Raw genomic sequence first — 26,760 nt, forward strand, 5'->3', positions numbered from 1 at the left:
AGGATAAAAAATAATATAGTGAATTCAAAGTTTTGACCGTATATTTTTTTATAAAGTTATCGTATATAAACTTTATTGACCTTACTTCTTCAAGTGCAAGTATTGACAGTATTAGCCAGTAAAATATATTAAAGCTTCGCTTCTTAAAAATATGTCTATATTCATATAAATATTGTTTTAATGTTTGTTTTATAGAGTTTTTGGATATACTAATCATAATCAGACATCTCCTAGATTTTTTTTTTAGTTATGATTAGTATTCCTAGGATTTAGATGTCTGATTTTTCTACTTTATGGAAGCTAACTCTTTATTTCTTGTAAAGTGGTGTTTTTATAAATATAAGTTTAAATATAAGTTTGTAATTGTCAAAAGTAATAGAATCGACTTTTATAATTTTTACTATTCAATCAGCATAACATAATCCTCCAAATATCTTATAAGCATCTAATCCTTCATTTCGTATTATTGAAAACTCATCTACTGCAAACCATCCTCTTTCACCTATTTTAGTTTCAACTAAACACCATTCTTTATCATCAGTTCCAACTATAGTAACTTTCCGTCCTTCATTTAAAATAAAATAATCATCACTATTTCCTCTATTTTTTAATAACTTTATTGGTCTTTTTATAAATACATCATAATTAGTTATATAGATATCTTGAGGTACTTCTATTAATTTATGCTCTTTTGATAGAGTATAATACTTATCAAAAAACCAAGTCTGTAATATCTTGCTCCTAGTTCTTGCTGAAAGCTTACCCATTCCATCTATTTTTATACCATATTCGAATAGCCCTTCTGTTTGTCCCATTTTGATAATGTTTTGTCCATCATAACAATAAAAATACGATACATAATCATTACTAGGTCCATAATCACTTATTATAATCTCTTTAAAGTTATCATTCTTATCTATATCGACTATAGCAAAATTATTACTATAATTGCCTAGTTCCCCTTCAATTACTAAATTGTTAATATGAAGTTTATAATTACTCATATTTTCTAACTCAAATAAAATCCTCTCTGTTTTACCATCACCATTAATATCTATATTTATTTCTTTATTGCATGGATAAACATCATAATTAGTTTTATAATTTTCATGTTTTTCATGGGTTTTTCTATATCTGTCTTCAAAAAATTTAATAAAATTTACATTATATTTCTCTATACTATTTAAACTACTAAACTCTACGGTAGTTGTTGGTTTATACCAACTTTTTTTAGCAAAATAATTTCTATACTTTTCTTTTTTAAATATATGTCCTTTTCGTGCAAAAATCTCATTTCTAGCATATTCAAGGAGCTTATTTGATAACCCTAGTAGTTGTTTTTCTGTTAACTTTTCAATATGACTATTTGGAAATATAAAATCTTTTTCTTTTCTTATCAGTTCTTCATTAGTCTGTTCTATTTCCGTAACTTCTATTTTATTCTCCGCAACTTTATTCTCTTCGATTCTATCATTGTTAATATTATTGCAAGATACAATAATAATTAACATAAAAACAAAAAATATTAAGAAAATAACATTCCATTTTCTCATAAAAAAACTCCTAAAAAATTTAAGAGAGCTAACGCCCTCTTATTTATTCTTCATAAATTCTTCTATTTCCTCTACTGTTTTAATAATATCTTTTGATAAAACCTCACAACCATCCTCCGTTACTAAAACATCATCTTCTATCCTTATACCTATTCCCTCTTCTTCAATATATAGACCTGGTTCAACTGTTAAAACCATTCCTGGTTCTAATTTTCTTTCATAACTACCTACATCATGTGTATCAAGCCCTAAATAATGGCTTACTCCATGATAATAATACTTAGTTATTTCACTATCTTCATTTATTAAACCTATTTTTTTACACTCTCTAATCAATACATCTTTCGTAATTTCATTTAATTTTTTTATAGGCATGCCAGGTCTTATAGCTCTAATCGTTTCAAGCTGTGCTTTCAATACAATATTATAAATTTGTTTTTGTCTTTCAGTGAATTTACCATTAACAGGATAAGTTCTACTTATGTCAGAACAGTAATTCTCATATTTAACACCTAAGTCAAATAATATTAGGGAATTATCAGCTATTTTACAATTATTTTGTTCATAATGAAGTATTGTACCATTAACCCCTGAAGCAGCTATTGTTTTAAAAGCCAAGTTCTTAATGCCTAATGATTTTACTGTAAAGTCGAAATATGCTTCAGCTTGATATTCCATCATATTAGGCTTTAAATTTTTCATTACATTTTCAAGCCCTTCCTTAGTAATATTGATTGCTTTCTTTATCCTTTCTATTTCTTCCTCCTGTTTTATAGTTCTTAAATTACAAATATCTTTATAAATGTTTTTTATATTAATATATGGATATCTTTCTCTTATTTCGTTTGCAAAAATAATCGCCGGATTTATATTTGAATTCCATTCTCTACGTTCTAAATCTAAATAAATTGTGTCTATATTATTCACTACTACGTTCATTGCTAAAAATTCCTGAAATTCTTCTTTGAATTGAATATTTTTAATACCTGATATTTCTTCTGCTTCACCTTTAGTCATTTTTTTACCAATCCATTTTTCTAATTTAGGATTAGAGTTTTCTATAAATAACATTTCTTCAACTTTATCATTCTTTTTAAACATAAAAAGTATAAAATTTTCTCTCTCTAATCCTGTTAAGTAATAAAAATTCCTATTAGGTGTATAAGGATACTTTTGATCTGCACTACGATAAGGTGCATTACCTGAAAATAGAATAACAATAGAACCATTTTCAACCATATCCATAAGTTTTTTTCTATTGTCTACAAAAAAACTTTGCTTCATAGTTTCACCATCCTCAATCAAATATTTAACAATATACTTCATACTTCTACAAAAACATTCCGTATCCTTTATTAAATATTTTAAATAATTTTAACTATACTCTATCCTTACTTTAGTCCCAGAAACACCAGATATTGCTGGTTCAACAATTAATTTAACAGGTACTCTATCTTTCAGTTCATCAACATGGCTTATTATTCCTACTGACAGCTTTTCTTTTTGAAGTTTCTCTAAAGAAGTCATAACTACATCTAAAACACTACTATCAAGAGTACCAAATCCCTCATCTAAAAAGAAAAATTCTATAGATGTATTTCCTTTTAATTGTATTTGTGTCGACAAAGCCAAAGCTAAAGATAGTGAAGTAATAAAAGTTTCTCCACCTGAAAGTGTATTTACATCCCTTTTTACACCGCCATTATAGTTATCACATATAACAAAATTACCTTTACTATCAAGCTCTAAACTATATCTATTGTTAGTTATATCCATCAATCTTTTTGAGGCTTCTCTAGCAATATACTTCAAATGACTTATTGCAACATATTCAACAAATTTATTTCCTTTTATGAGATCTGAAATTTCATTTAACATATCAACCTTTTTCAAAATATCTTTAAGCTGTTTTTCTAATTTTTTAACCTCAATAATATCTTTTTCCATTTTTCTTATTTTCTCTTTTTTCATACCTAACCGTTCTTTTATTTCACTATGAGCTTCTTTTTTCTTCTTTCTATTTTCAATAAAAATATTCCAATTGTCTTCAGTTAAAATTTCTCCATTTAATCGAGTTTCAATTCTCTTTATATTATCATTAACCTTTTTTACTTCATCATCATAATCATTTATCTCTTTTTCTAATTGTTCCAATACATCTCTATCTATATAACTTGCCCTTATTTCATCAATGTTTTCAAAACCCAGATTACCCATAATAACCACTAATTCTTTTTTTATATTATTTTCTGAATCTTTCAGCGTATTAATTGTTTTTAACAACCCTTCCTTACTAATTTGCAAATCTTTTAGTGTTTTTTCTCTATTTTTTAAATCATTTCTAGTTTCTTCTTCTTTTCTAATAATATCTTCTTTCAGTTTTTTAACTTCCTCTAGATATAATAAAGGATTTTTGTTTGGCGAAACAGTTTTAATCTTAATCTCATTTTCTTCTATTATTGAAGTTAAATTTTTACCATTCTCCATTATTAAATTCATTTTATTATTAATTCTTACAAGTTTATCATTCAACTTTTTCATTTCATCTGCTATTATTTTTAATGACTCTCTTATTTCTTTAACTCTAGCTTCCAATTTTTCATACTCTAAATCTTTTTTCTTAATTTCCTCAAATGCACTAATAAAGCTTTCAATTTCTAGTGTATCTTTGACTTTGTTGTATTTTTCCCGCACTCTATTGCATTCTTCTTTATTAGCTTCCAATTCTTTCAAGTTTTCTTTAATCGCCTCATTATCTTTTCTAATAGTTTCTAATAAAACAGCTTTTTCTCTTTCAAATCTGCCCAAACTCTCTTTCAATTCATCTGTCTTTTTCCTATATTCTTCATATTCTTTATTCCACTTGTCTAAATATGCTTCATTTTTTTCTAATTCTCTTTTATGATTTTCTATTTCTTGCTTAATAGTTTCTAAATCTACATCTTTAATTAATTCATCTAATTTTTGTACTTCTTCAGTCAAATTCTCTTCCTTTGCTATAATTTTATAAACTTCTGAATTTAGGCTTTCTATTTTAAGGCTTAATTCTCGCTCTCTTTTTTCGAGTTCCAATTTATTTTTTTGTATATTCTCAATTTCAAATGTATCAACTACATCGGCTTTTCTAGGATGGTGTAAAGAACCACATACTGGACAAGGTTCTCCTTCTTTTAAATTAACAACTATATTATTCATATGATTAATTAACTCTAATTTATCAATTTCTTTTTTTAGATTATCAATCTTTCGATTTACCAAATCTAGTTCTTCCTTAAAAGCTTTAAGACTTTTTTCGATTTTTTGCCTTTGCTTTTTGAGTTCATTTAACTCTTTTAAAACTTTTTCTTTCTTTTGTTTATTTTCTTTTATCTCATTGTATTGGTTTTGAAGACTTTCTATCTTTTTCCCATCTTCTAATAAAGATTTTGGGTCTTTTGGTCTATTAGATTCTAACTCTTTCGATTTATTTTCATAAATTTTATATATTTCTTTTTTTTCATTTAATAATTTTTCTATTTCTTTTAATTTGTCCTGATTTAAAGCTGTAGTATCTTTAAGTTTTTCACCTTTTTCTTCTAGTTGATTTATTTTTTCACTTAAATCTAAATACTTCTTTTCAAGTTCCAAACCTTTTATCACTTTATCTCTAAATTCACTGCCTATTTTTATAATTGACATCTTCTCTTCTATTTTTATAAGTTCTTTATTTTTCTGCTTTTCTTTTAATTTCAAATCTTCTAATGCTTTTTCACAGGAATCAAATACTTTTTTTAGTTTTGAATACTCTTCTCTAAGTTTATTCCTCTCTAAAATTAGTTCTTCGTTTCTTTTATGTAACTTAACGGCATTTTTCAGCTCCGTTTCCTTTTCTATAAGACTTGGCAGTTTATTGTCTTTCATCAAACTTATTTCTGTATATTTTCTTTCTAATATTTCTTTTTCCCTTAAAATACTTTGTAAACTTAACTCTACTTTCTTCAATTCTTGCTCATTTTTATTAATCTCTTCTAATGTTTTATCTAAATTGTTTATATATGGCTTTAATCCCTGTGCCTTTTTACCCTTTAAATATTTTTCTCTTTTTATTTCGATGTCTCTTTTTTCAAGCTCTAATCTCTCTCTTATTTCCTTATATTTTTTTAAATCTATTTGTAAATCCCATATTTTACTTAGTTTTTCATACTCTTTATCTAACTTTTCATTTTCTATTTTTAATTCTATTTCTTCTTTCTCTATAACCTTTAATTCCTCTTTTAATAATTTTAGATTTTCTTCACTAACATTTTCGTATTTATTTAATTGCCCTTGTATAACGTTTAATTTTGCCTCTTCTTTTCTTTTTACTTCTTTAACTTTATTAATTAATCCTGTACCATATTTCCCCAATCCCAATATTCTTTCTAACATATTACGTCTTTCACTGCCAGTTAATTTTAAAAATTCGCTAAACCGTCCTTGCGGCAATACAACAGACCTTATAAAATCGCTGTGATTTAATCCTATCAGTTTGATTATTTCTTCATTAATATCTGAAACTTTATCTATTATATTGGTCTCGTTTCCATTCTCATCTAAGTAAGACAATCTCGCTAATGTAGTCCTAGTTCCACTATCGCTTTTTTTAAGCTGTCTTTCCACTTTTACCTGCTTTCTTGACTGTCCTAATCCGACCTCAAATATAAAACTTACATTCAATTTTTCACAATCTGTATTTATAAATTCCTTCGTTCCTCTTGATACCTGTCCATAAAGCGCTATAGTTATAGCATCCAAAATAGTAGATTTTCCACTACCGGTCGGACCAAATATCCCAAATAACCCTTTCTCTGCTAATCTCGAAAAATCTATAATTTGCTCTTCTACAAAACTGTTTAACCCCGAAATTTTAAGAAGAATAGGTTTCACCTTCGTCACCTTCTTCATAAATTATTTTTGTGAAAAGTTTTATCAAATCCTCACTAGGCTCTACATTCTTTTCCCTTATATAAAATTCAGTAAATAATTCTACTATATTTCTCTCACTATAATCTTCAAATTCTTCTATCGCTTCAACTTTATCCTTTATTACGGGAATAATACTTAATATATCTGGTTTTATCTTTTTAATTTCCCTAATTTCCGATTTTGAAATAACTTTATCTGTAACAATCTCTAAATATGCCCATACTTCCCTATCCTTATTTTCTTCGCATTTCTTTATTGCTTCTTCTACTCCATTTACCTTCCATATCTCTATAGGTTTATAATTTTTTAAATATACCTCTTCTATATTTGGCTCTTGCTTAGGTTTAACATCGATTAAATATACACATTTACTGTATCCTATTTCACTTCTACTGTACTGTATAGGAGAACCCGAATAATATGCTTTTATATTTTCAGATTTAACTTTTTGCGGTTTATGAAGATGTCCTAAAGCTACATATTGTGCTTTAAATGGAAGTTTATCTATATCAACAGTAAGACCTCCACCCAACTGTATTGGTCTCTCTGAATCTGAAGTATCTCCTCCTGCCACAAAAATATGACTTACTGCAATATTTATAGTATCATCTCTAAAATATTTGGATAGATTTTCGAATATATGTCCAACCTTATTTGAATAACTTTTCTGCATTTCATTTTCATCCAACATATCCCCCAAGACTTCATTTAGCCTCTGTTCGCTAGGATATGGAAGAGTTATAATTACTATTTTTTCACCTTTTATTTCAAGTTCTAAACACCCTTCACAGGAATTTATAACTTTATGTTTTCCTACTATACCAGTTTCAACTGTACTATTTGGCTTTCCCAATAAGATGATTCCCTGTTCTGTTGCCAGAGAATTTACTGCAATAAGTCTTTCGGGACTATCATGATTCCCCGCAATTACTAATACAATTCTCTCTCCATTATTAGATAATCTCTTTAACGCATCATAAAAAAGTTTTTCGGCTCTTGCCGGCGGATTCCCATTATCATAAATATCTCCTGCTATAATGATTAAATCGACTTCTTTTTCCTCTACTATTTCTACCAAATCATCAATAAATTTCTCCTGTTCATCTAATCGGCTGTAATTCTCTAAATATTTACCCAAGTGCCAATCTGACGTATGGAGGATCCTCATATTACTCTTACCTCCTTATTAAGATCAAATAGATAAAGATAACTTTCTTTTACTTTTTTACCTGTTATTTTTTCTAACGCTTCTTTATACAGTTCAAGCTGAACTTTATATTTTTTTACTATATTTTCTAAATAACCATCATATACAAAATCCGTCTTGTAATCCACCAAAACAAGTTCATTTCCTTCTTCAAAATAACAGTCAATTACCCCTTGTATCAACAATTCTTCATCACAACCGTTTACATCTTTAATAATTTCTTTAGCCTTTTTTCTAAGTACAAAGGGAACTTCTTTATACAGTTTTTCTGCTGATATAATGCGCTGTCCAATACTACTTTTAAAGAAATTTAAAATTTTAGATATATCAATAACTTTAGCTTCTTCTTCAGTTAATAATTTTCTTTCAACCATATCATCTATTTGCTGTTTAATATATTGTTCGCTCATATTATCATTAAACGATAAATGCTGCATCATAAAATGCATTATTGTACCTTTTTCAGCTCTTGTAAAACCTTTTTTACTTTCTAAAAATCTAGGTTTTTTAATTAATGACGGTGTTTTCATAACTGCATTCTTAATATCTTTAAAAGAAAGATTCTTTATATCTGTAACAGAAAGTTTAGAAGGTATCTCAACTGCCTCTGCCTGTTTATATTCCCAATTAAACCTTAAATTAATAATATCTCTATATTCAGAAGATTTCTCTAGCTTAAAATATTTAAGTCTTTTTAATATTTCTTTACGTTTCATCAGTTCATCATTTTTTTCCATTAGAATACTACTTCTATCAATAATATTTATTTTCCATTTTGAATTATGGCTGTCTAATGTATTCTCATCTGTCTCCAAACCAGCTAACTGATGGATTAATATTCCATCTCTATGTTCTGATAAAGCGCTCATTATCCAATCTAAATAACAATTAGATTTTGTAAGATTATAAAGACTTGCACCGTCGCACCACTTTAAACTTCTATTATTAATATTTTTAACTGAACCTAATAAGATAAGTTTATCTACTGCACGTGTTAATGCAACATACAATATTCGCATCTCCTCTGACAAACTTTCTAACTTCATCTTTTCTCTTATAGCTATCAAAGGTAGAGTTTCTATATAAATCCTTTTATCTAGATCTATAAATTTAGGTCCTAGCCCTAAATCTTTATGAAGCAAAATATCTTCTCTAGTATCCATTAAATTAAACTTTTTACCCAATCCAGCACATATTACTACTGGAAACTCAAGCCCTTTACTCTTGTGTATACTCATAATTCTCACAACATTTTCATTTTCTCCAATAGTTTTTGCTGCTGACATGTCTCCACTACTTTTTGTTAGCTTATCTATAAATCTAATAAAATTAAAGAGACCATTAATTGATGTCTTTTCAAATTGACTTGCCCTATCAACCAGAATTCTTAAATTAGCTTGTCTCTGTTTTCCACCCGGCATAGAACCTACAAAATAATAAAAATTAGTTTCTCTTAATAATTTCCATATAAATTCGTCAAGCTTCATAAATTTAGACTCTTCAGCCCATTTATCCAACTTTTCAATAAACTTAACTAATCTATGCTTTAATTCATCATCTTTTGTATCTATGTATTCTTCTAAAGCATTATAAAAGGTCCCTTCTCTTTTATTTACTCTAATGGCTATCAAATCGTCTATTGAAAAATTAGCAATAGATGACCTCATTACGCTTAATAAAGGTAAATCCTGTCTCTTATTGTCAATCAACTTGAGTAAGTTTATAAAAATCTTGATTTCTAAAGCTTCAAAATAACCAGTATTATCATCAGAATATACCGGAATTCCCTCTTTCAACAATACTTCAGTAAAAATTGAAGCCCAGTTTTTAGTTGCTCTTAATAAAATTACAATATCTTTATACATTATATCTCTGAATTCCTGTTTTTTAGAATCATATGTCTTTTTACCTATAAGTTCTTTTATTTTCGAAACAATTATATTAGCTTCAACTTCTATATCAGTCAATTCTTCAAGTTCTTCATCAATGTCAAGTTCAGATGTGTCTTTTTCAACAATATCTATTTCAATACTCGAATCCCAAATTTCACCAAAGTCTAATCCTTTATATAAATAAGCATCTTCTGTATAGTCTATTTCGCCTAATTTGCTTGACATTATTTTTTTGAAAATATAATTTACACCTTCCAATATCTCTTGTCTACTTCTGAAATTTTTAGACAAATCTATTCTTACATTAACATCCTCTATATTCTTTGAAAAAGTATTGTATTTTTCTATAAAAAGACTAGGATCAGCCAATCTAAATCTGTATATGCTCTGTTTTACATCTCCTACTAAAAATAAATTATCGTCTCTCTTTATACAGTTTAATATAGTTTCTTGTACAATATTGCTGTCTTGGTACTCATCAACAAAAATATATCGAAACTTATTCTGATATTCCCTTTGTATATCTTCATTTTCTAGTATTTTTAACGTATAGTGCTCTAAATCGTTAAAATCAAGTATCCCTCTTTCTAGTTTCCTGCTTCTATACATTTCCCCAAAATCTATAACTATTTTATAAAGATATTTCATTATAGGATAAATCTCTTTTAGATATCTAGCGTTAGATTCTATATCATTAGTTATCATCTTATTTTTTATAGAATCGATTATTTTTTTATAATCATTTCTCAATTTTTTTACCTTTTCTTTGTTTTCTTCGCTTACTTCAAGCTTTCTATCTCCTTTAATAGACTTCAATTTTTTATGTTTTATACCATTTATCTCATCAAAGAAATTCTGTAAGCTATTTGACAATCCTTTCTCAAGCGAATCTATATTTTGCATATCATCATATAAAGCATCTAAATATTCAACTGGACCGTTTATTTTTTTACAAGTTTCAATAGCGTTATTTATCATATGTTTAGCACCATCAAGCTCAATATATAATATATCTTTTATAGTTTTAATCCATTTACCTTTTTCTAATTCTTCCTTTTCTACATTAAACATTTCGATACTTTCTTCTAACCATATTTCTGGATAAGGTTTACTCTGAATAAAATAATATATTTTTAATATTAACTCTCTAAGTTTTATATCCTCTTTATCTCTTCCATACCCTTCAACAAGTTTTATAAAATACTCATTTTCTTTTTCATACTCTTTCTCTAAAATCTCATCCAAAACTTCCTGTCTAATAATACTCAATTCAGTTTCGTCACCAATTCTAAATTTAGGATCAATATCAACTAAATGAAAATTTCTCTTTACGACATCTCTACAAAAAGAATGTAAAGTTGTTATTGAAGCCTTATTTAATAAAGAAATCTGTTTTCTTATATATTCATCTTCACCATCTTCTTCAAGTTTTTTTGTCAATGCATCTAAAATTCTTTCTCTCATTTCTCCAGCAGCAGCATTTGTAAATGTAACTATCAAAAGCCTATCTATATCTATCTTATCTTCAGTTATTATTCTGATTATCCTCTCAACTAATACAGCAGTTTTCCCAGAACCAGCAGCTGCCGATACTAACAAGTTTTTATCTCTTAACTTAATTGCACTTAATTGGTCAGAGGTCCAATTAGGCATCTTTTTCACCTCTACTTTCCTCTGCTATTTTCTCTAAAACCTCTTCATTAGTTAATTTCTTTATATTTCTGTAACTGTTATTCTCAAATTTTGTATCGAACTGACAAATAGAAATATACTGACAGTATTTACAAGACGTAAAATCTCCTATTTTACAAGGTTCAATTTTAATATTGCCTTTGAGTATTTCAATAGCAATTTCAGCAATAATATTACGTACGTGTTTTATTAGTGCTGTTAACTCTTCTTTAGAAAGTGCAGAAGACCTTTTTCCTATTTCACCATTTTTATTTAAAGAAGCTGGAATAATCAAAGATTTTCTATTTTGCTCAATATCTCTATCCATTGCTTTAATTACTTTAACATCTTTCAAAATAATTCCATCTAATTTTAACTTTTTCATTATTTCATTTTCTATTTCAGCTTCTTCAATGCCCTCACCATTGATTAGAGGATCGTCTATTCTAAAGTAGAAAACACCTCCAGGGTATAATTCGTCTTTAACCAGCTTATCTTTGTTTTCTAAAATAGCATCTAGATAAACTATTAACTGTATCTGCAATCCATAATAGACATCTGACAAACTGAATTTTTTATTTCCTGATTTATAATCTATTATCTTTACATAATTTCCATCTGAATCTTTATATATGTCTACTCTGTCAATTCTACCTTCAAGTTTGATTTCTTCACCATTTGGCAATTGAATAATAATCGGTGGAATTTGACTATTATCCCTGTCAGTGAATTCTAATTCATATCTTAAAGGTTTAAATTCTCCTCTTTTTAAATGTTCAGTTAAAGTCCATACGGCTCGTCTACTAATTCTCTTCAATTTCTTTACTAAATATCTATATCTATAAGTACTCTGTAGTAATTTGTTTTCAAATTCAGGGGCTAACTCATCGATTACTATATCTACTAGATTATCACATTGTTCTTTGTCTAAATTCTCCCATAAAATATTTCTCTCTTTGAGTTTTTTAGCAAATATTTCGATTGAAGAGTGAAATAATCTACCCATATCAGGAGCTTTTATTTTAAATTCTTTTCTCTCTTTAGGTTTTAATCCAAAATTCACAAAATGTGAAAATGGACAGTTAACAAATTTTTCTAGTCTTGATATGCTCGACTTAAATGGCATACTATAAAGCGCTTTCGCCTTTTCTTCTCCTATATAGCTTTCTTGATTATCAAAAGAAAGCCCATCTATTAGATTACTTAATCTATCTTTCCACTCGCTATTGTTAAAATACCAATTATATACATCTAACCATATGTCATCTAAACTATCTCCATCTAAATATCTTCTTAAATTTTCAATCATATATTTATAAGTAGATTCAGGTCTTGATATTAAATCTATATTTTTTTCGTTTTCCTTCGTTATGTCGCTAAACTCAACTATATTTGGAAACAGTCTCTTAAATCTCTCTATATATATTGACGGTCTTAAGGCCTTACCTTCTATGTCGGCTATCGGATAGCTTACCCATAAATATTCAGTTGGTTTAGCTATTGATTTATAAACTGAAAATCTTTCTTCTTTAATCCTTGAATCTACATCATCATTAATTTGGATAGAAGCTGATTTCAATGAAATCTTATCTTCTTCTGTTAGTATCCCTTCTTCTCCATATGAAGAAGGCAGCAAACCATCATTTACGCCAATTAAAAAAAGTGCCTTTATATCATGACTCCTAGATCTTTCTAGATTACCAACAAGTACTTTATCAATAGTAGGTGGTAAAATCCCTACCTCATACTCTCCAAACCCTGATTCTAAAATCTTCTTATAATCTTTAATACCTATTGTTGTATCACCTAACATTTCAACCAATTGATCAAATACTTCTATAATTATATTCCATATTTGAGTGTTTTCATTTACCTGTTCAAGTTCGCCTGCTTCTTTTAATATTTGTATTCTCTCTTCAAGTTTTTCCTCGATATTTATCTCCATTAGAAACTCAAATAATACTTTAGTCTTATTGCTGACCTTTCTGTTCTTTTTCATTTCTTCATTAAATTTTACAAAAGGATTTATAAACTTTTTTCGAATTTCATTTATAAAGACTAAATCATATTCTTCTTCTCCATAAGTAAAATCATTAAACCATTTGTCCCCTTCTATACCATAACTTAAAACATAATTTTCTAACTCCTCATATTCAATCCTATCTAGGTTTGTAAAACCTGTTTTTATAAAGTTGAATACATCTTCATATTTAAAATTTCTAATAATTATATCTAATGATGTTAATATAAGTTTAACTATTGGATTATTTAATATGCTTCTCTTTTCATCAATAAAATAAGGGATTTTGTACTCAGAAAATACTCTTTTTATAATCATTCCATATTCATCAATTGAAGACGGTACTACTGCTATATCTTTCCATCTATACCCTTTATCTCTTACAAGGGATATAATTTCTGAAGATAAGTATTCAACTTCTGTATATGGATTTGTAGCTTTAAAAATTTTAAAATTCAAAACTTCATCTCTATATTTTTTATATGGATAAGAAAAAAATTCACCTTCTAAGTATACTAATTCTGGACTTTTTGTTAACTTCAAATCTCTACCAACATATGTAGTTGAAATTTTTGCTTCTTCAGCCATTTTAGATAATATTTCATAAGTCTTTCTAGTAGGTGCAAAAACATCATAATCTCTAGCAAAATCATCTAGGTCTAATGTTAACGCTATATTTAACCTTGAAACTTTCCCAAGCAACTTTTTTAAAATATGATACTCTTGACTAGTAAAAACATCAAAACCGTCAATCCAAATTTCTGCATCGTCCAAAAATGAAACTTTATCTATATTCTCTATAAGTAAATCGAGTTTATCTTCTTCATCAAAATACTTCTTATGTTTCATAAACTCATTAAACTTTTCATACATATAAGTAATGTCTTTTAACTTTTTATTCAAAACATTATTTTCTTGAAATAAATCTATTTTATCCTTAAGCAAGTCTGGTGTTATTTCATTTCTTTTAAATTCTTTAACTAGTGCACAAAAATCAGAAATAAATCCATCCTGCTTTGAAGCCTTATTATATAGTATCAAATCCTTTGAATATTTTTCAAACAACCTTCTTAAAATCATTATTTTACCAAGTTCATTTACTTCTACCTTTTTTAATCCACCAACTTGGCTAAATACTTTATAAGTAAGCCTTTCAAAACTAAGTATTTCAAGGTCTATAATCCCCGGCATATCCATTTTAGTAATAAAGTCGTACTCAGTTTGTAGTGTAAATTGCTCTGGAACAAGTAAAATCAGCTTATTATTTGTTCCTTTTAATATTCTATCTTTTATTTCTTTAAAAATTTGATAAGTTTTGCCACTGCTTGCTCGTCCTAAAATAAATCTTAATTCCATAAAATCACCTCTTTTACCCAAGGGAAAGTTAAAAAAATTAATGAAAATAAATATTCTTAAATATAATTATAGACTAAAATAATATAGTTATCATCTTTTATTGACTATATATTTTTTATATCTGATAAATATTTTTCTATAATTATTTATTACCTGTATGACTAATTTACAAAATTTTGTATAGAATTTGTATAGAATATATAGAAGAAATATAAATTATAAGTCTATAAGGAGGTTAAAGTTATGCCAAACTTGACACCTTATAATAGAAGAAGAAATCACATGAGAAGCTTTATCAAAAATTTTTTCGATGATGATTTCTTTTTAGATTTACCTGATTTTTTTAATACCAGTGGATTATCAATGAGAACCGACATAAAAGAAACAGAGAAAGAATATATCATAGAAGCCGATATTCCCGGCTTTTCAAAAGATCAAATAGATATTACCGTTAACAATGGATATTTAACTATTAAAGCAAATAGAAAAGATATAATCAATGAAGAAAAAGAAGGTTATATTAGAAGAGAACGAAGATATGGAACTTTCCAAAGAGCTTTTAGACTTCAAAATGTAAAGGAAGATGAAATAAAAGCTAAATATGAAAATGGAGTATTAAAAATAACTCTTCCAAAGATTAAAGAAGGAAAAGACAGTATTAAAAAAATTGATATAAATTAATTTAGAGCGGCTAAAATATTTTAGCAGCTTAACTCTTTTAAGCAATTTCTCTAAAGTTTTCTATATATTTATCCGCTAAACTGCATATCTCATCTTTATATGGAAAAGAAAACTCATCTGCAACAGCAAAAACTTTCATCCCTGCTCTTTTAGCAGCTAATACCCCAGCATAAGTATCTTCAAAAACTAGACAATCTTCAGGAGATACCTTCAAGTCTTCAGCTACCTTTAGAAAAACATCAGGATACGGCTTACCTTTTTCAACTTCACAAGATGTTCTTATGGTATCAAAGTAATGAAGTATATTGTGAGTTTTTAATACCTCTATTGCCAATTCTCTAGAATTACTCGTTCCAATCCCTAATTTAATATTTTTTTGTTTAAGGTATTTTATAAACTCATTTACACCTTTTTTTAATGGAACTCTATTTTTATAAAAATCATAAGCCATAGCATTCCATTCTTCTTTAATTTCTTCAATTGATTCTTTTAGGTTAAACCTATTTTTAAAATATATCGCTGTTTCTGTAAAGCTCATTCCTTCAATAGCTTTTTGCAAATCATTTGGTAATCTAATACCTCTTTTAGCCAGAAAGTCTATATCAATTTGTTCCCAAATCCACATTGAATCTACAATAGTACCGTCTAAATCAAATATTACAGCTTTTACTCTATTTAACATATATGAACCTCCAAAATTAATTACTTTATTATTTACTCTATTATATTCTAATATTCTGCTGCTAGTCTAGTCAATTCTAAAAATTTTTATATGAAATTTTTTAAATTCTTTGTTGCTACTAAATTTTAAATCCATCCAATTACCATCTTATCATGAGCTTTTTTCTTAAATTTTTAAAAATTTAATTTGTTAATAAGTCGCGTTGTTTCTAAATGCTATACCTATTACTGTGAGTCTATAATTATATGCTGTTTATTATAATTTTTTTGCTAGAAATAAAGCTACTAATTGTTTCTTTTTAATATTACCACCATACTTTTCTATAATATCTTTTATCCCTTTAAATAAAGCTTCTCTATCTTTTTTAGGTAACAATCTGTGCCTTGAATGGGTATTTAGTAAACTAATATATTCATCGGATGTATAAAAATCATCCCAACTATATTCTTTGACCATTAAATCTTTAAATAAATTTGTTCTTTGAATTATATCTTTAGTCTTATTTATTACTTCTTCAGGAGTAGGCATTTTTGTATCATCTAAATCAGGAGCATATTTTTTATATAATTTTCTTATATCTAAATATAAGTTATCATATGATTGTACATGTACAGTTCAAAAAAATCCTATTGAGCCTCTTTCATTCAATAATCTTGCTACTTTAGGATACCCAACTTCAGGGTTTATAAAATGAAAAGCAGTTGCAGATATTGCTAAATCAAATTTACTTCCATCTTCATTCAATTCTTCAAAAGATGAATTGTATACTTTTATCGTACGTTCTTTTCTAAACTTTTCTTTTGTTAGTTTTGCTAGTTCACTTCCTAGTTCTATACATGTTATATTTTTATAACCAAGATCTACAAAACCTTGTGTTGCTTTACCTGTTCCAAAACCTATTTCTAGTATTTCACTATTTTCTTTTATCTCTGAATATTCGACTATGTCATAAAATAATTCTTTTGGATATGTAGGTCTAATTCTTTCATATTCTTTTGCTACCTCATTAAATGTTTCTTTTCTTTCTTTTATCATTCCTTTCACTCCTTATATAGTCCATTACCTTTCAATATTTTTAATCATTAATTTAATTTCATTGATAATTTTATCCAATTTATTATCTTTAAATATATCATTATGTCCTGCATTTTCTATTAATAATAATTTTTTATTACGAGATGGACATATTTTATATAATTTTTCACTCATAAATTTAGGAATAAAGTTATCCTGTGCACCATGAATAAATAAAATAGGTAAATCTATTTTACTAACTGATTTTTGATTATCTAATCTTTTTAAATTAGGGTTTATCACTAAATTATTACCTGTAGCACCAAAGACCATGACCAAATCTTCAATTCCAGAAAATGCAGATATACAGACATAACCTTTTATCCAATCATCTATTTCCTGACTCTTATAAGAATTTAAACATGTAAAACAACCTAATGAATAGCCCATTAAAATAGTAGGAATAGATTTATCGGCTACACTATAAACTTTTTCAACAACTTATCCTCCATCTCTTAAAATATTTTCGATTGAAGGACTGCCTGTGCTATTACCATAACCTCTATAGTTAAAGGCATAAATATTTAGTGAACATTCTGAATTTAATCTGTGAAATAAGTTTACCATAAATGAAATGTTTCCTCCATTCGGCGGAAAGAATATCAAATTCCCTTTTGAATTTTCACTTTCTAATAACCAAAAGTCTATTTTTGCTCCATCCGGCAATTCAATAAACCTCTTCTTACCACTAAACCTATTTTCACTGTCATGATTATCTTTACTAACCATAAACAAATCCCTCTCTGAAAAAAACATTTTCTCCCCCATCATTAACCCCCCTTTTTATCTAAATGATATATATACGACAAATAATATAAATCCTTGTTTAATCTAAAATTGACTCCGCATTTTTATAGATCTTTTCTATTTCATCTCTTGTCAATAAAAGATTTAAAACATGTTAATCCCGAATTTTCTCCCATATATTTCACCATAGTCTCTCTAGGAACCCATATATCTAGTAATCCTAGAACTATAAAAACTGGAGGAATAACTAAAATCATCTCTTTAATGCTATATACTGCTGTATTGAAAGCTTTTATCCCCAAATTTCTATTAAACAAGGTAATAATCGTCATAATAAAAACACCTATTAACGGAAAACTATATCCCACCCCATCCTGATTCTTTACCGATTAATCTTGAAATAACATCGGCATTAAATATTGAAAGAAGTATCCCTACTAAAATAATAACTCCTAAAAATTCGGGTAGTATATTGCTAAACGCTTTCCACGATTTTTTTAAAGCCTTTTTAGTTTTCTGTTTATCTTTCGTAAAGGATATTCCAAGTAATATGAAAGTAATAACATAAATAATATAGTTTGTCATTTAAATACTCCCTTCTAAAATATTTAATTGTTTTTGAAAGTCCAGTTAATTAGCTGGACTTTACTTATTCGTTGAAAAAATTACGTCCAAAGTGTTAGCCTTGTATCTCTGATAAAATGTCTCATAAACAAATTTAGCACATATCGCTGCTAATAAATACCCTCCTGCAACATCTATTACATAATGTTGTTTTATAGTAATTGTAGATAATATAACCATTGTAGAAAACACATAAGAAGATATTTTTACCGATTTTTTTATATTTTTAATATTTAAAATAGCTATATGTGTTAAAACTGACTGTAATACATGAACACTTGGAAAAGCATTTACTGGATTATCATTTGAATATATTAAAAGCACTAACTTGCTAAAAATATCACTACCAACTACTTCAGGTCTAATAACATATGTTGGATATAATAAAAATATTATTAGACAAATAGTTTGTCCTAAAATAACCGCTAATGAATGTGTAATAAATAATTTTTTATCTTTAATTAATAGATATAATAAAATCCCCCATATATATAAATACCATAATACATAAGGTATAACCATCCAGCTAATAAAAGGGATATAATTATCTAAATGGCTCATTAAATGATGTTTTCTCATGTCTAATGTATTTATTAATAAATACGAAACTTTAAGCATTATTAAAACTATTATAAGTAATACATATTTATATCTATCTTTATTTTTTAAAAAATTTATCATCTGTATTCACTCTCCTTCTTTAATATTCTAAATAAGCATAGAAATAAAATCAAGTTAAATTTATTGACAAATTGCATTTTATTAATTACGATAATTAAAGAATATGAAAGTGGTGATGCTATGGATTTCAGACAACTTGAAACTTTTGTTGAAGTTGTTAAATTAAAAAGCTTTTCTAAAGCGGCTGAAAAACTATATTTGACTCAACCAACAGTTACAAATCATATTCAAAATCTGGAAAATGAATTGGGAACTTTATTATTAAATAGAACCGAAAGAAAAATAACTCCAACAAAAGCTGGTAATATTTTATATAAATATGCAATCGATATTCTAAATATTAGAGATATGGCCTGCTTTAATTTAGGTGTATATAGAGGTAAAATAGAAGGGCATTTGGAAATCAGTACTAGTTCAATACCAAAATTATATATTTTACCACAATTAATTAAAAGTTTTTCTGAAAAGTTTCCTAATGTTACATTTTCAATAAATAATAAAGATTCAAAAGAAGTTGTAAAGAATATACTAGATGGAATAACCGACTTTGGTATAATTGGAGCTAAATATTATTCAAAACATTTGGAATACGTAGAATTAATAGACGACAATATAGTTTTAATTACGCCTAATAATAAAAAATATCCATGGGAAAATAATCAGGAAATAAACCCCAAAATATTATTAAATGAAAGGATAATACTTAGAGAATTAGGTTCTGGTACAAGACATATAGTTGAAAAAGCATTAAAAGAAAACGATTACAGCTTAAATAACTTAAATATTGTAGCCTGTGTCGAAGATAATGAAACTATTAAAAAATTTACAGAATTAGGTATCGGAATTAGTTTTATATCTGAAAAGGCTATTGAAAAAGAAATAACAAATGGTACACTAAAGAAATTTAGATTAAAAGGTATAAACTTAACTAGAAAATTTTATTTAATTTATCATAAAAATAGACAATTATCTCCTTTAAACCTAACTTTTAAAGAGTTTATTCTCAATTATATTAATAAGCAAAATAGGTAACAGATACTTATAGCTGGGTATTGGGCATTAGGTTTACAAGTAGTCAACAGCTAAAAAAGACAGACGACAATTAATGCCGCCTGTCTTTTTATGCATTAAAGAAAGCTTTATATCCTCTATATGTCATATATACATCTGATTTACTTACAAGTTCATAAGGAGCATGCATGCTCAATACTGGTACCCCACAATCAACAACTTCCATTCCATAGTTAGCTAGAATATAAGCTATTGTTCCCCCACCGCCTTGGTCTACTTTACCTAATTCTCCAATTTGCCAAACAACATTGTTTTCATTAAATATCCTTCTAATTTCGCTAATATATTCAGCATTAGCATCATTACAACCTGCTTTACCTTTCACCCCTGTATATTTAACTAAAGTTATTCCTTTTCCAATAAACGCTGCATTTCTCTTATCTAATACGTCAGGATAGTTTGGATCAAAAGCTGCACATACATCAGCAGAAAGAACTCTTGAGTTGGCTAAAGCTCTCTTTACCTTTAATTCACTATAACCTTCATCTGTAAGTGCTATTAACTCTGATACTACATTTTCAAAAAACATTGAATGCATTCCTGTATTACCATAGCTTCCTACCTCTTCTTTATCCACAAATAAAGCTACAGCCGTTTTTTGTGGTGTATCAACTTCTAATATTGCCTTAAGCGATGTGTAAGCACAAACTCTATCATCATGTCCATGAGCAGCAATTAGACTTCTATCTATACCAACATCCCTAGCTTTCCCTGCTGGAACTGCTTCTAATTCAGCTGTAGTAAAATCCTCTTCTTTTATACCGTACTTTTCATTTAACAACTTAAGCACATTTAATTTAATTTTCTCATTTAATTCTTCATCTCTATATGGAATACTTCCTATTATTATATTTAGACCCTCGCCTGTTATACCTTCACTTAACTTTTTAGTTGCCTGGTCCTTTGCTAAATGTGGAAGAAGATCTGTAATAAAGAATACAGGATCATTTTCATCTTCACCGATAACTATATTTACTTTCTCACCATTTGATTTAATTACAACTCCATGTAAGGCTAAAGGTATAGAAACCCATTGATATTTCCTTATTCCTCCATAATAATGAGTTTTAAGTAGTGCTAACTGACCATCTTCATAGAAAGGATTTGGTTTTAAATCTATTCTAGGTGCATCTATATGTGAACCTATTATATTCATTCCTTTAGTTAAACACTCTTTACCAATAACAAATAATACTACTGCTTTTTCTCTATTAACAGCATAAATTTTCATTCCAGGCTCAATTTTAGTGCCTTTTTCAATAATTTCCTCTAAAGATATGTAGCCATTTTCTCTAGCTATCCTAACTATTTCTATTGCCGACTCTCTTTCAGTCTTTCCTCTATCCAAAAATTCTTTATATCCCTCAGCAAACTCGAAAACCTTTTCTTCTTCTGTAGTATCTATAACTTCCCAAATATTATTCCATTTACAAGCCAATTCTTTTTGTAAAACTTTACCTTGTGATTTCTCACTCATTCTATCCCTCCTATTTAGTTTTAATATATATATAAATATTATCTTACTTTTTATCTATAATTGTCAACAAAATAGATTTCTTTCCTATTATTATTACTAAAAATTAAAATTTTATTTTTTAAAGCTTTTTAATATTATTTTTGTAGGCATATATTGCTGCTTGTATTCTATCATTTACATTTATTTTTCTAAAAATATTCGAGACATGATTTTTAACTGTCTTCTCACTTATATACAACCGTTCAGCTATTTCTTTATTATTTAATCCCTCTGCAACTAAAGTTAATACTTCATACTCTCTTCTAGTTAACACATCTTTAACCGAACTTTTATTACTATCTCCATTTGCAGCCTTGTACTCTTTTGCTAAATATGTAGCAAGACTCGGTTGAATAAATGATTTTCCTTTATAAACATCTCGTATTGCTTTTATTAAAGTCTCTGAATCAGCATCTTTTAATACATATCCATCCGCACCTATATTTAAAGTTTCATATAGATACTCTCTGTCATCATGAATAGTAAGCATTACTATTTTAGAATCTGCTCCCATATCTTTTAATCTTCTTAAAGCCTCTATACCATTCATCGACGGCATGTTTATGTCTAATAATACAACATCAGGTTTATATTCAAGAGTCATATGAATTGCTTCTTCACCATTAGATGCTTGTCCTATTACTTTAATATCACTTTCTAATTCTAATATCTGCTTTAACCCTTGTCTCATTAAAGAATGGTCATCAGCTATAAGTACTGTTATCTGCTTTTTCAATTTAATCATCCTTCCCATCTATCGGTATTTTAAAAATAATACTAGTTCCTTTACCTATCGAAGAAATTATTTGAAATTCACCATTAAGCAATTCTACTCTTTCTCTCATTCCTAGAATTCCAAATCCCCCTTCAACTACATTAGTTTCTTTCAGCTTTTTCTCTACGTTAAACCCAATACCATCGTCTTTTACAACTACAATTATATTCTTCAATGTAGTCTCAATTTTAATTTGGACATTTTTAGCCTTTGAATGTTTTTTAATGTTATTTAAAGCCTCTTGTATAACTCTAAATAATGTAATTTCAACAATAGATTCCATGCTTTTAAATTGTCCTATTACTAAAACTTCAACGTTTATACCTGTTTCTTCAGAAAAATTATATCCATATCTCTTTACAGTCGGAATAAACCCTAGATCATCAATCGACATAGGTCTTAAATCATATATTATTTTTCTTATATCTTTAAGACTTTCTCTGACTATATTTTTTAAGTTTTTTAGTTCATCTCTAACTTTATTTGCATCGATATCTAAAAGCTTTTCACATATCTCTGTCTTAATTACAACATTAGCAAGCGACTGTGCCGGCCCATCATGAATATCTCTTGCTACTCTTTGTCGTTCTTCTTCTTGGGCCTTTAAAATTTTTATTCCTAATAACTGTTTCTTATGCATGTCTTCAATAGTCTCACTTAAATCACTCAAATCACCACTTAAATACTCTAAAGCCACCCCAACTTGAGTAACTAATTTTTCCGCCTTTTTAAGAACCTTTTCAGCATTAATCAACCTTATTTCTAACTCTCTTCTCTTATTTATAAGGTCTCTTTCCTCCTGTCTCTTCAACATCAATAGTATCTGCAGATTTTTTGCATTATCGTATGCTTTTTTAATATCTTCCTCTGTATAAAATTTAAAATTTTTACTTATAACCATTAGTTTTTTTCTACTATTTTTTTCTTCGATTTCTAAAACATCTACCTCTTTCACTAGTCTTGAAACTTTCTCTTTTAATTCCTCTAGCTCTATTCTTATAGACTCACATTCTTTTCTAGCACTTTCTGCTATATCAAATATTTCCTCTTTCCCTTTATTGATAGAATCTATAGTCTTCTTTAGAATTTCATTTATGCGATTAATATTCACTATATTTTTTTTCATAATTACACCTCATATATTTTGCTTCATGTGTAATATAGTATATTTCTATTCCACTTTACTTATATCCTGCTTTTTCATACTTGTAATATATGGTACTTATGAATCATTTTATAAACACAAAAAAAGCCGATAATTATCGGCAATATTAGCTAATTGACTTAAATTTGTTTAATAAAAATCTATCATCTACCCTTATCAACTCTATTTCATATTTAAATACTTCTGTTGATTTATCCTCATAATAGTTTATCTCCCATTCAATTTCGGTTTTAAATCTAATTCTTTCTAAACTATAATCAATAAGGGATATATTTAATACCCTCAAAGCACTAACATATTCAAGGTCCGTTGGATTTTCTCTTAAATAAGCTAAATTTTTCAAATCCTCTTTTACCAATACGTCAACTTCTATTTCTTTTAACTTTTTTTCTGCTAAATTTAAATCTAATCCTTCATAAATACATAAGTTCATTATATTCATTCTATTTACTAGAATCGTTCTAATCGTTTTTATCACAAAAGCCTCATTTATTATATCATTATAAGTTTGAGCCTGTCCAATACCAAAGAACAAAATAATAATCATTAAAATAAACACAACAATCAATTTTCTTTTCATTCCTATCCCCCCAACTTTATTATCCATAATTTAAGTATAGAGGAATAGGATTGAAAATTTTATCATATATTGACAGCTATAATTTTTTTTCGTAATACATATTACTACATCTTAATATTTATTTCGCCAAAAAATATATATTTACATAGATTCAATCTTTTTCTTTTCATCTTCTGTCAATATTTTCTCTAAATCAACCAAAATTATCAATCTTTCATCAAGTTTACCAACACCTATAATATATTTACTATCTATTCCCACTACAATATCAGGCGCTGGATCTATATCTTTATCATTTAATCTAATAGTTTGAGAGGCTTCATCTACTATAAAACCTATTTGTTTATCTTTTAAGTTTATTACAATAATTCTTGTATTATTATCAATATCTTTTTGTTCAATATTAAATCTTTTATGAAGACTTATTATGGGTATAACGTTCCCCCTATAGTTTATTATTCCTTCAACAAAACTAGGTGCGTTAGGTACTTTAACACTTTTTTGATACGGACCTATTTCTTTAACATTCATAATATCTATACCATATTCCTCATTACCTATTTTAAAAATTACATATTGCTTTTCGGCCATTTGAATTACCTCCTATTTTTTATTCATATTCATTTATTCTACATATTTTTCTTTTATCCTCTATTCTTTTTATTCCACAAACTTAATTGATTCTAACTGTCTTTTAAAATTTTCTCTAAAATTTTTAAGGTATTCTTTTCTTAAAACCTGCTGTTCTTCTTTCTCTTCTTTTGTCAAACCCTCTATTTTAGATTTTCTAGCCAAATAATTTATTCTATCCAATTTTTCTCTTGATAGCATTATAACACTCCTTTCAATAAAATAATCTGTAGTAAAATTTTATAGAAACATATCTCAAACCATTTTAATTCAAACAAGAATAATATAATTTCCTTATGGATTATAAACAAAAATACACATGTAAGTCAACGACCTACATGTGCTTTTTACTACTCCAATTCACCTATATATGATTCTACTTCTCTTAAAATATCGCCTGAACTAATTAATTCAAAACTCTTATTAATATCTTTATATAAAATTCTATCTTTATCTACATGCGCTATATTTTCCCTAATTTTATTATAAGCCGCTCTTGTGCCTTTTCCTAGTTTCTCACTTCCATTAAAATCTATAGCTTGAGATGCCGCTATCATTTCTATTGCCAGTACATTTTGAACATTAAATAATATATCCCTAGCCTTTCTTGCTGCAATAGTACCCATACTAACATGATCTTCTTGATTTGCTGAAGAAGGTATTGAATCTACACTTGCAGGATGTGCAAGTACTTTATTTTCAGATACAAGAGAAGCTGCTGTATATTGTGCTATCATAAATCCAGAATTTAATCCTCCCTTTTCTGCTAAAAATGCTGGTAATCCGCTTAACTGAGGATTTACTAATCGTTCGATTCTTCTCTCCGAAGAATTAGCTATTTCGGATAAAGCAATTCCTAAAAAATCCATAGCTAAAGCAATTGGCTGCCCATGAAAATTACCGCCTGAAACTACAAACTCATCATCACTAAAGATTAAAGGATTATCTGTTGCCGAATTTATTTCTATACTTATCTTTTCTTCAACGTATTTTATAGCATCTTTACTAGCACCATGAATTTGTGGAATGCATCTTAAAGTATATGCATCCTGAACTCTTATTTCTCCTTGTCTTGTTATATTCTGGCTATTTTCGCATAATCTCCTGATATTGCTAGCTGTTCTAATCTGACCTAAATGAGGTCTGACTTTATGAACTCTTTCATCAAAAGCATCTATTATTCCATTAAGCGCCTCTATTGTCAATGCTGCAGATATATCAGCTATCTTCATCAATTGTTTTGCATCATAAACCGCCAAAGCCCCAATAGCTGTCATTATTTGAGTACCATTGATTAATGCTAATCCTTCTTTCGATGTCAGTTCAACTGTTTGAATTCCAGCTTTATTCATCGCATCTCTTCCACTTAATCTTTCTCCTCTATATATCGCTTCTCCTTCTCCAAGAAGTACTAAAACCATATGTGATAGAGGTGCTAAATCACCACTTGCCCCCAAAGAGCCTTTCTCTGGTATTATTGGATGTACCCCTTTATTTAACATGTCTATCAGAGTTTGAAGAGTGCTTAATCTAATTCCAGAATTTCCTTTAGCTAAAGCATTTGCTCTTAAAAGCATTACTGCCCTAACCACTTCTTCACTTAAAGGTTTCCCCACGCCGCATGAGTGACTCATAATCAAATTTTTTTGCAGTTGTCTTGTTTCTTCTTTCGATATAACCATTTCACTAAACTTTCCAAATCCAGTTGTAATACCATATACAACTTTTTCATTTTCAACAAACTTATCTACAAGTTCTCTAGCTTTTTTAACTCTCAAAATTGCATCTTCAGACAATTCTACAATATATCCTTTTCTTGCAACATTTACTACATCATTAATTGTTAGACTATTGCCATCTATAATAACTTTCCCCATTCTTTTAAACCCCC

General features: G+C 27.8%; 24 protein-coding genes. 2 read left to right on the forward strand and 22 right to left on the reverse strand.

What is annotated here, in order from left to right:
• The 7 genes from BUB51_RS13310 to addB all read right to left on the reverse strand — a co-directional run.
• A partial coding sequence (locus BUB51_RS13310; protein ID WP_278293942.1) for a hypothetical protein occupies nt 1–217 on the reverse strand: 217 nt, incomplete at its 3' end.
• Nucleotides 218–404: 187 nt separating this feature from the next.
• The gene (locus BUB51_RS03200) at nt 405–1,553 is read right to left on the reverse strand and encodes a YARHG domain-containing protein (RefSeq protein ID WP_073195444.1); all 1,149 of its coding nucleotides are present in this window, start codon (nt 1,551–1,553) and stop codon (nt 405–407) included.
• A 39-nt stretch (nt 1,554–1,592) separates the two neighbouring features.
• Nucleotides 1,593–2,837 (reverse strand): aminopeptidase P family protein, encoded by a 1,245-nt coding sequence (locus BUB51_RS03205; RefSeq protein ID WP_073195446.1) that lies wholly within the window; start codon nt 2,835–2,837, stop codon nt 1,593–1,595.
• A gap of 90 nt (nt 2,838–2,927) precedes the next feature.
• Nucleotides 2,928–6,458 carry an AAA family ATPase gene (locus BUB51_RS03210; RefSeq protein WP_073195448.1) on the reverse strand — a complete coding sequence of 1,177 codons (3,531 nt, stop codon included), beginning with the start codon at nt 6,456–6,458 and terminating at the stop codon, nt 2,928–2,930.
• Complete coding sequence (locus tag BUB51_RS03215; protein WP_073195450.1) at nt 6,439–7,665, reverse strand: exonuclease SbcCD subunit D; 1,227 nt, start codon at nt 7,663–7,665, stop codon at nt 6,439–6,441. Before BUB51_RS03215 ends, BUB51_RS03210 begins: the two co-directional genes overlap by 20 nt.
• Nucleotides 7,662–11,249, reverse strand: a complete 3,588-nt coding sequence (addA, locus tag BUB51_RS03220) for a helicase-exonuclease AddAB subunit AddA (protein WP_073195451.1) — start codon at nt 11,247–11,249, stop codon at nt 7,662–7,664. Before addA ends, BUB51_RS03215 begins: the two co-directional genes overlap by 4 nt.
• Nucleotides 11,242–14,643 carry a helicase-exonuclease AddAB subunit AddB gene (gene addB / locus BUB51_RS03225; RefSeq protein WP_073195453.1) on the reverse strand — a complete coding sequence of 1,134 codons (3,402 nt, stop codon included), beginning with the start codon at nt 14,641–14,643 and terminating at the stop codon, nt 11,242–11,244. Before addB ends, addA begins: the two co-directional genes overlap by 8 nt.
• 243 nt (nt 14,644–14,886) lie before the next feature.
• Between addB and BUB51_RS03230 the strand changes: the two genes are divergently transcribed.
• Complete coding sequence (locus tag BUB51_RS03230) at nt 14,887–15,324, forward strand: Hsp20/alpha crystallin family protein (protein ID WP_035161410.1); 438 nt, start codon at nt 14,887–14,889, stop codon at nt 15,322–15,324.
• Between the two features lie 37 nt (nt 15,325–15,361).
• Here BUB51_RS03230 and BUB51_RS03235 read toward each other — a convergent pair whose 3' ends face one another.
• The 8 genes from BUB51_RS03235 to BUB51_RS03265 all read right to left on the reverse strand — a co-directional run bounded on the left by BUB51_RS03235 (nt 15,362) and on the right by BUB51_RS03265 (nt 19,132).
• Nucleotides 15,362–16,006, reverse strand: a complete 645-nt coding sequence (locus tag BUB51_RS03235) for an HAD family hydrolase (RefSeq protein WP_035161409.1) — start codon at nt 16,004–16,006, stop codon at nt 15,362–15,364.
• Nucleotides 16,007–16,261: 255 nt separating this feature from the next.
• Entirely contained in the window at nt 16,262–16,534 is a 273-nt protein-coding gene (locus BUB51_RS13235; RefSeq protein WP_200791879.1) for a hypothetical protein, read from the reverse strand.
• An 87-nt stretch (nt 16,535–16,621) separates the two neighbouring features.
• The gene (locus BUB51_RS13240) at nt 16,622–17,041 is read right to left on the reverse strand and encodes a class I SAM-dependent methyltransferase (RefSeq protein WP_200791880.1); all 420 of its coding nucleotides are present in this window, start codon (nt 17,039–17,041) and stop codon (nt 16,622–16,624) included.
• A 24-nt stretch (nt 17,042–17,065) separates the two neighbouring features.
• Entirely contained in the window at nt 17,066–17,470 is a 405-nt protein-coding gene (locus tag BUB51_RS03245; protein ID WP_073195455.1) for an alpha/beta hydrolase, read from the reverse strand.
• A 51-nt stretch (nt 17,471–17,521) separates the two neighbouring features.
• Nucleotides 17,522–17,848: an alpha/beta hydrolase family protein gene (locus tag BUB51_RS03250; protein ID WP_073195456.1), complete on the reverse strand. Its 327-nt coding sequence runs from the start codon at nt 17,846–17,848 to the stop codon at nt 17,522–17,524.
• 101 nt (nt 17,849–17,949) lie between these two features.
• Nucleotides 17,950–18,159, reverse strand: coding sequence for a hypothetical protein (locus BUB51_RS03255; RefSeq protein WP_073195458.1), 210 nt, complete (start codon nt 18,157–18,159; stop codon nt 17,950–17,952).
• 25 nt (nt 18,160–18,184) lie between these two features.
• Nucleotides 18,185–18,412, reverse strand: a complete 228-nt coding sequence (locus tag BUB51_RS03260; RefSeq protein WP_073195460.1) for a hypothetical protein — start codon at nt 18,410–18,412, stop codon at nt 18,185–18,187.
• A 60-nt stretch (nt 18,413–18,472) separates the two neighbouring features.
• Nucleotides 18,473–19,132, reverse strand: coding sequence for a phosphatase PAP2 family protein (locus BUB51_RS03265; RefSeq protein ID WP_073195462.1), 660 nt, complete (start codon nt 19,130–19,132; stop codon nt 18,473–18,475).
• Nucleotides 19,133–19,252: 120 nt separating this feature from the next.
• On the opposite strand from BUB51_RS03265, the gene BUB51_RS03270 reads away from it, so the two are divergent.
• Nucleotides 19,253–20,164, forward strand: a complete 912-nt coding sequence (locus BUB51_RS03270) for a selenium metabolism-associated LysR family transcriptional regulator (protein WP_073195464.1) — start codon at nt 19,253–19,255, stop codon at nt 20,162–20,164.
• Between the two features lie 88 nt (nt 20,165–20,252).
• Here BUB51_RS03270 and BUB51_RS03275 read toward each other — a convergent pair whose 3' ends face one another.
• The 7 genes from BUB51_RS03275 to hutH all read right to left on the reverse strand — a co-directional run bounded on the left by BUB51_RS03275 (nt 20,253) and on the right by hutH (nt 26,746).
• The gene (locus BUB51_RS03275) at nt 20,253–21,680 is read right to left on the reverse strand and encodes an aminopeptidase (protein ID WP_073195466.1); all 1,428 of its coding nucleotides are present in this window, start codon (nt 21,678–21,680) and stop codon (nt 20,253–20,255) included.
• A gap of 118 nt (nt 21,681–21,798) precedes the next feature.
• Nucleotides 21,799–22,455 (reverse strand): response regulator, encoded by a 657-nt coding sequence (locus tag BUB51_RS03280; RefSeq protein WP_420834478.1) that lies wholly within the window; start codon nt 22,453–22,455, stop codon nt 21,799–21,801.
• A 1-nt stretch (nt 22,456) separates the two neighbouring features.
• Entirely contained in the window at nt 22,457–23,620 is a 1,164-nt protein-coding gene (locus BUB51_RS03285; RefSeq protein ID WP_073195468.1) for a sensor histidine kinase, read from the reverse strand.
• A gap of 145 nt (nt 23,621–23,765) precedes the next feature.
• A complete protein-coding gene (locus BUB51_RS03290; RefSeq protein ID WP_073195471.1) occupies nt 23,766–24,239 on the reverse strand; it encodes a hypothetical protein in 474 nt (157 codons plus the stop codon).
• A gap of 141 nt (nt 24,240–24,380) precedes the next feature.
• Entirely contained in the window at nt 24,381–24,830 is a 450-nt protein-coding gene (locus BUB51_RS03295) for a chemotaxis protein CheW (protein ID WP_073195472.1), read from the reverse strand.
• A 69-nt stretch (nt 24,831–24,899) separates the two neighbouring features.
• Entirely contained in the window at nt 24,900–25,070 is a 171-nt protein-coding gene (locus BUB51_RS03300) for a DUF896 domain-containing protein (protein ID WP_073195473.1), read from the reverse strand.
• A 149-nt stretch (nt 25,071–25,219) separates the two neighbouring features.
• Nucleotides 25,220–26,746, reverse strand: coding sequence for a histidine ammonia-lyase (hutH, locus tag BUB51_RS03305; RefSeq protein WP_073195476.1), 1,527 nt, complete (start codon nt 26,744–26,746; stop codon nt 25,220–25,222).
• Nucleotides 26,747–26,760: the final 14 nt, after the last annotated feature.

The organism is Caloranaerobacter azorensis DSM 13643 (genome assembly GCF_900129995.1).
Classification (GTDB): Bacteria; Bacillota; Clostridia; order Tissierellales; family Thermohalobacteraceae; genus Caloranaerobacter; species Caloranaerobacter azorensis.

What these genes read in the sequence shown, in the direction of transcription:
- BUB51_RS03200 (WP_073195444.1), bottom strand. Translation starts at nt 1,553, where the DNA reads ATGAGAAAATGGAATGTTATTTTCTTAATATTTTTTGTTTTTATGTTA.
- BUB51_RS03205 (WP_073195446.1), bottom strand. Translation starts at nt 2,837, where the DNA reads ATGAAGCAAAGTTTTTTTGTAGACAATAGAAAAAAACTTATGGATATG.
- BUB51_RS03215 (WP_073195450.1), bottom strand. Translation starts at nt 7,665, where the DNA reads ATGAGGATCCTCCATACGTCAGATTGGCACTTGGGTAAATATTTAGAG.
- addA (WP_073195451.1), bottom strand. Translation starts at nt 11,249, where the DNA reads ATGCCTAATTGGACCTCTGACCAATTAAGTGCAATTAAGTTAAGAGAT.
- addB (WP_073195453.1), bottom strand. Translation starts at nt 14,643, where the DNA reads ATGGAATTAAGATTTATTTTAGGACGAGCAAGCAGTGGCAAAACTTAT.
- BUB51_RS03230 (WP_035161410.1), top strand. Translation starts at nt 14,887, where the DNA reads ATGCCAAACTTGACACCTTATAATAGAAGAAGAAATCACATGAGAAGC.
- BUB51_RS03235 (WP_035161409.1), bottom strand. Translation starts at nt 16,006, where the DNA reads ATGTTAAATAGAGTAAAAGCTGTAATATTTGATTTAGACGGTACTATT.
- BUB51_RS13235 (WP_200791879.1), bottom strand. Translation starts at nt 16,534, where the DNA reads ATGCCTACTCCTGAAGAAGTAATAAATAAGACTAAAGATATAATTCAA.
- BUB51_RS13240 (WP_200791880.1), bottom strand. Translation starts at nt 17,041, where the DNA reads ATGATAAAAGAAAGAAAAGAAACATTTAATGAGGTAGCAAAAGAATAT.
- BUB51_RS03245 (WP_073195455.1), bottom strand. Translation starts at nt 17,470, where the DNA reads ATGGGCTATTCATTAGGTTGTTTTACATGTTTAAATTCTTATAAGAGT.
- BUB51_RS03250 (WP_073195456.1), bottom strand. Translation starts at nt 17,848, where the DNA reads ATGGGGGAGAAAATGTTTTTTTCAGAGAGGGATTTGTTTATGGTTAGT.
- BUB51_RS03255 (WP_073195458.1), bottom strand. Translation starts at nt 18,159, where the DNA reads ATGACGATTATTACCTTGTTTAATAGAAATTTGGGGATAAAAGCTTTC.
- BUB51_RS03260 (WP_073195460.1), bottom strand. Translation starts at nt 18,412, where the DNA reads ATGACAAACTATATTATTTATGTTATTACTTTCATATTACTTGGAATA.
- BUB51_RS03265 (WP_073195462.1), bottom strand. Translation starts at nt 19,132, where the DNA reads ATGATAAATTTTTTAAAAAATAAAGATAGATATAAATATGTATTACTT.
- BUB51_RS03270 (WP_073195464.1), top strand. Translation starts at nt 19,253, where the DNA reads ATGGATTTCAGACAACTTGAAACTTTTGTTGAAGTTGTTAAATTAAAA.
- BUB51_RS03275 (WP_073195466.1), bottom strand. Translation starts at nt 21,680, where the DNA reads ATGAGTGAGAAATCACAAGGTAAAGTTTTACAAAAAGAATTGGCTTGT.
- BUB51_RS03285 (WP_073195468.1), bottom strand. Translation starts at nt 23,620, where the DNA reads ATGAAAAAAAATATAGTGAATATTAATCGCATAAATGAAATTCTAAAG.
- BUB51_RS03290 (WP_073195471.1), bottom strand. Translation starts at nt 24,239, where the DNA reads ATGAAAAGAAAATTGATTGTTGTGTTTATTTTAATGATTATTATTTTG.
- BUB51_RS03295 (WP_073195472.1), bottom strand. Translation starts at nt 24,830, where the DNA reads ATGGCCGAAAAGCAATATGTAATTTTTAAAATAGGTAATGAGGAATAT.
- BUB51_RS03300 (WP_073195473.1), bottom strand. Translation starts at nt 25,070, where the DNA reads ATGCTATCAAGAGAAAAATTGGATAGAATAAATTATTTGGCTAGAAAA.
- hutH (WP_073195476.1), bottom strand. Translation starts at nt 26,746, where the DNA reads ATGGGGAAAGTTATTATAGATGGCAATAGTCTAACAATTAATGATGTA.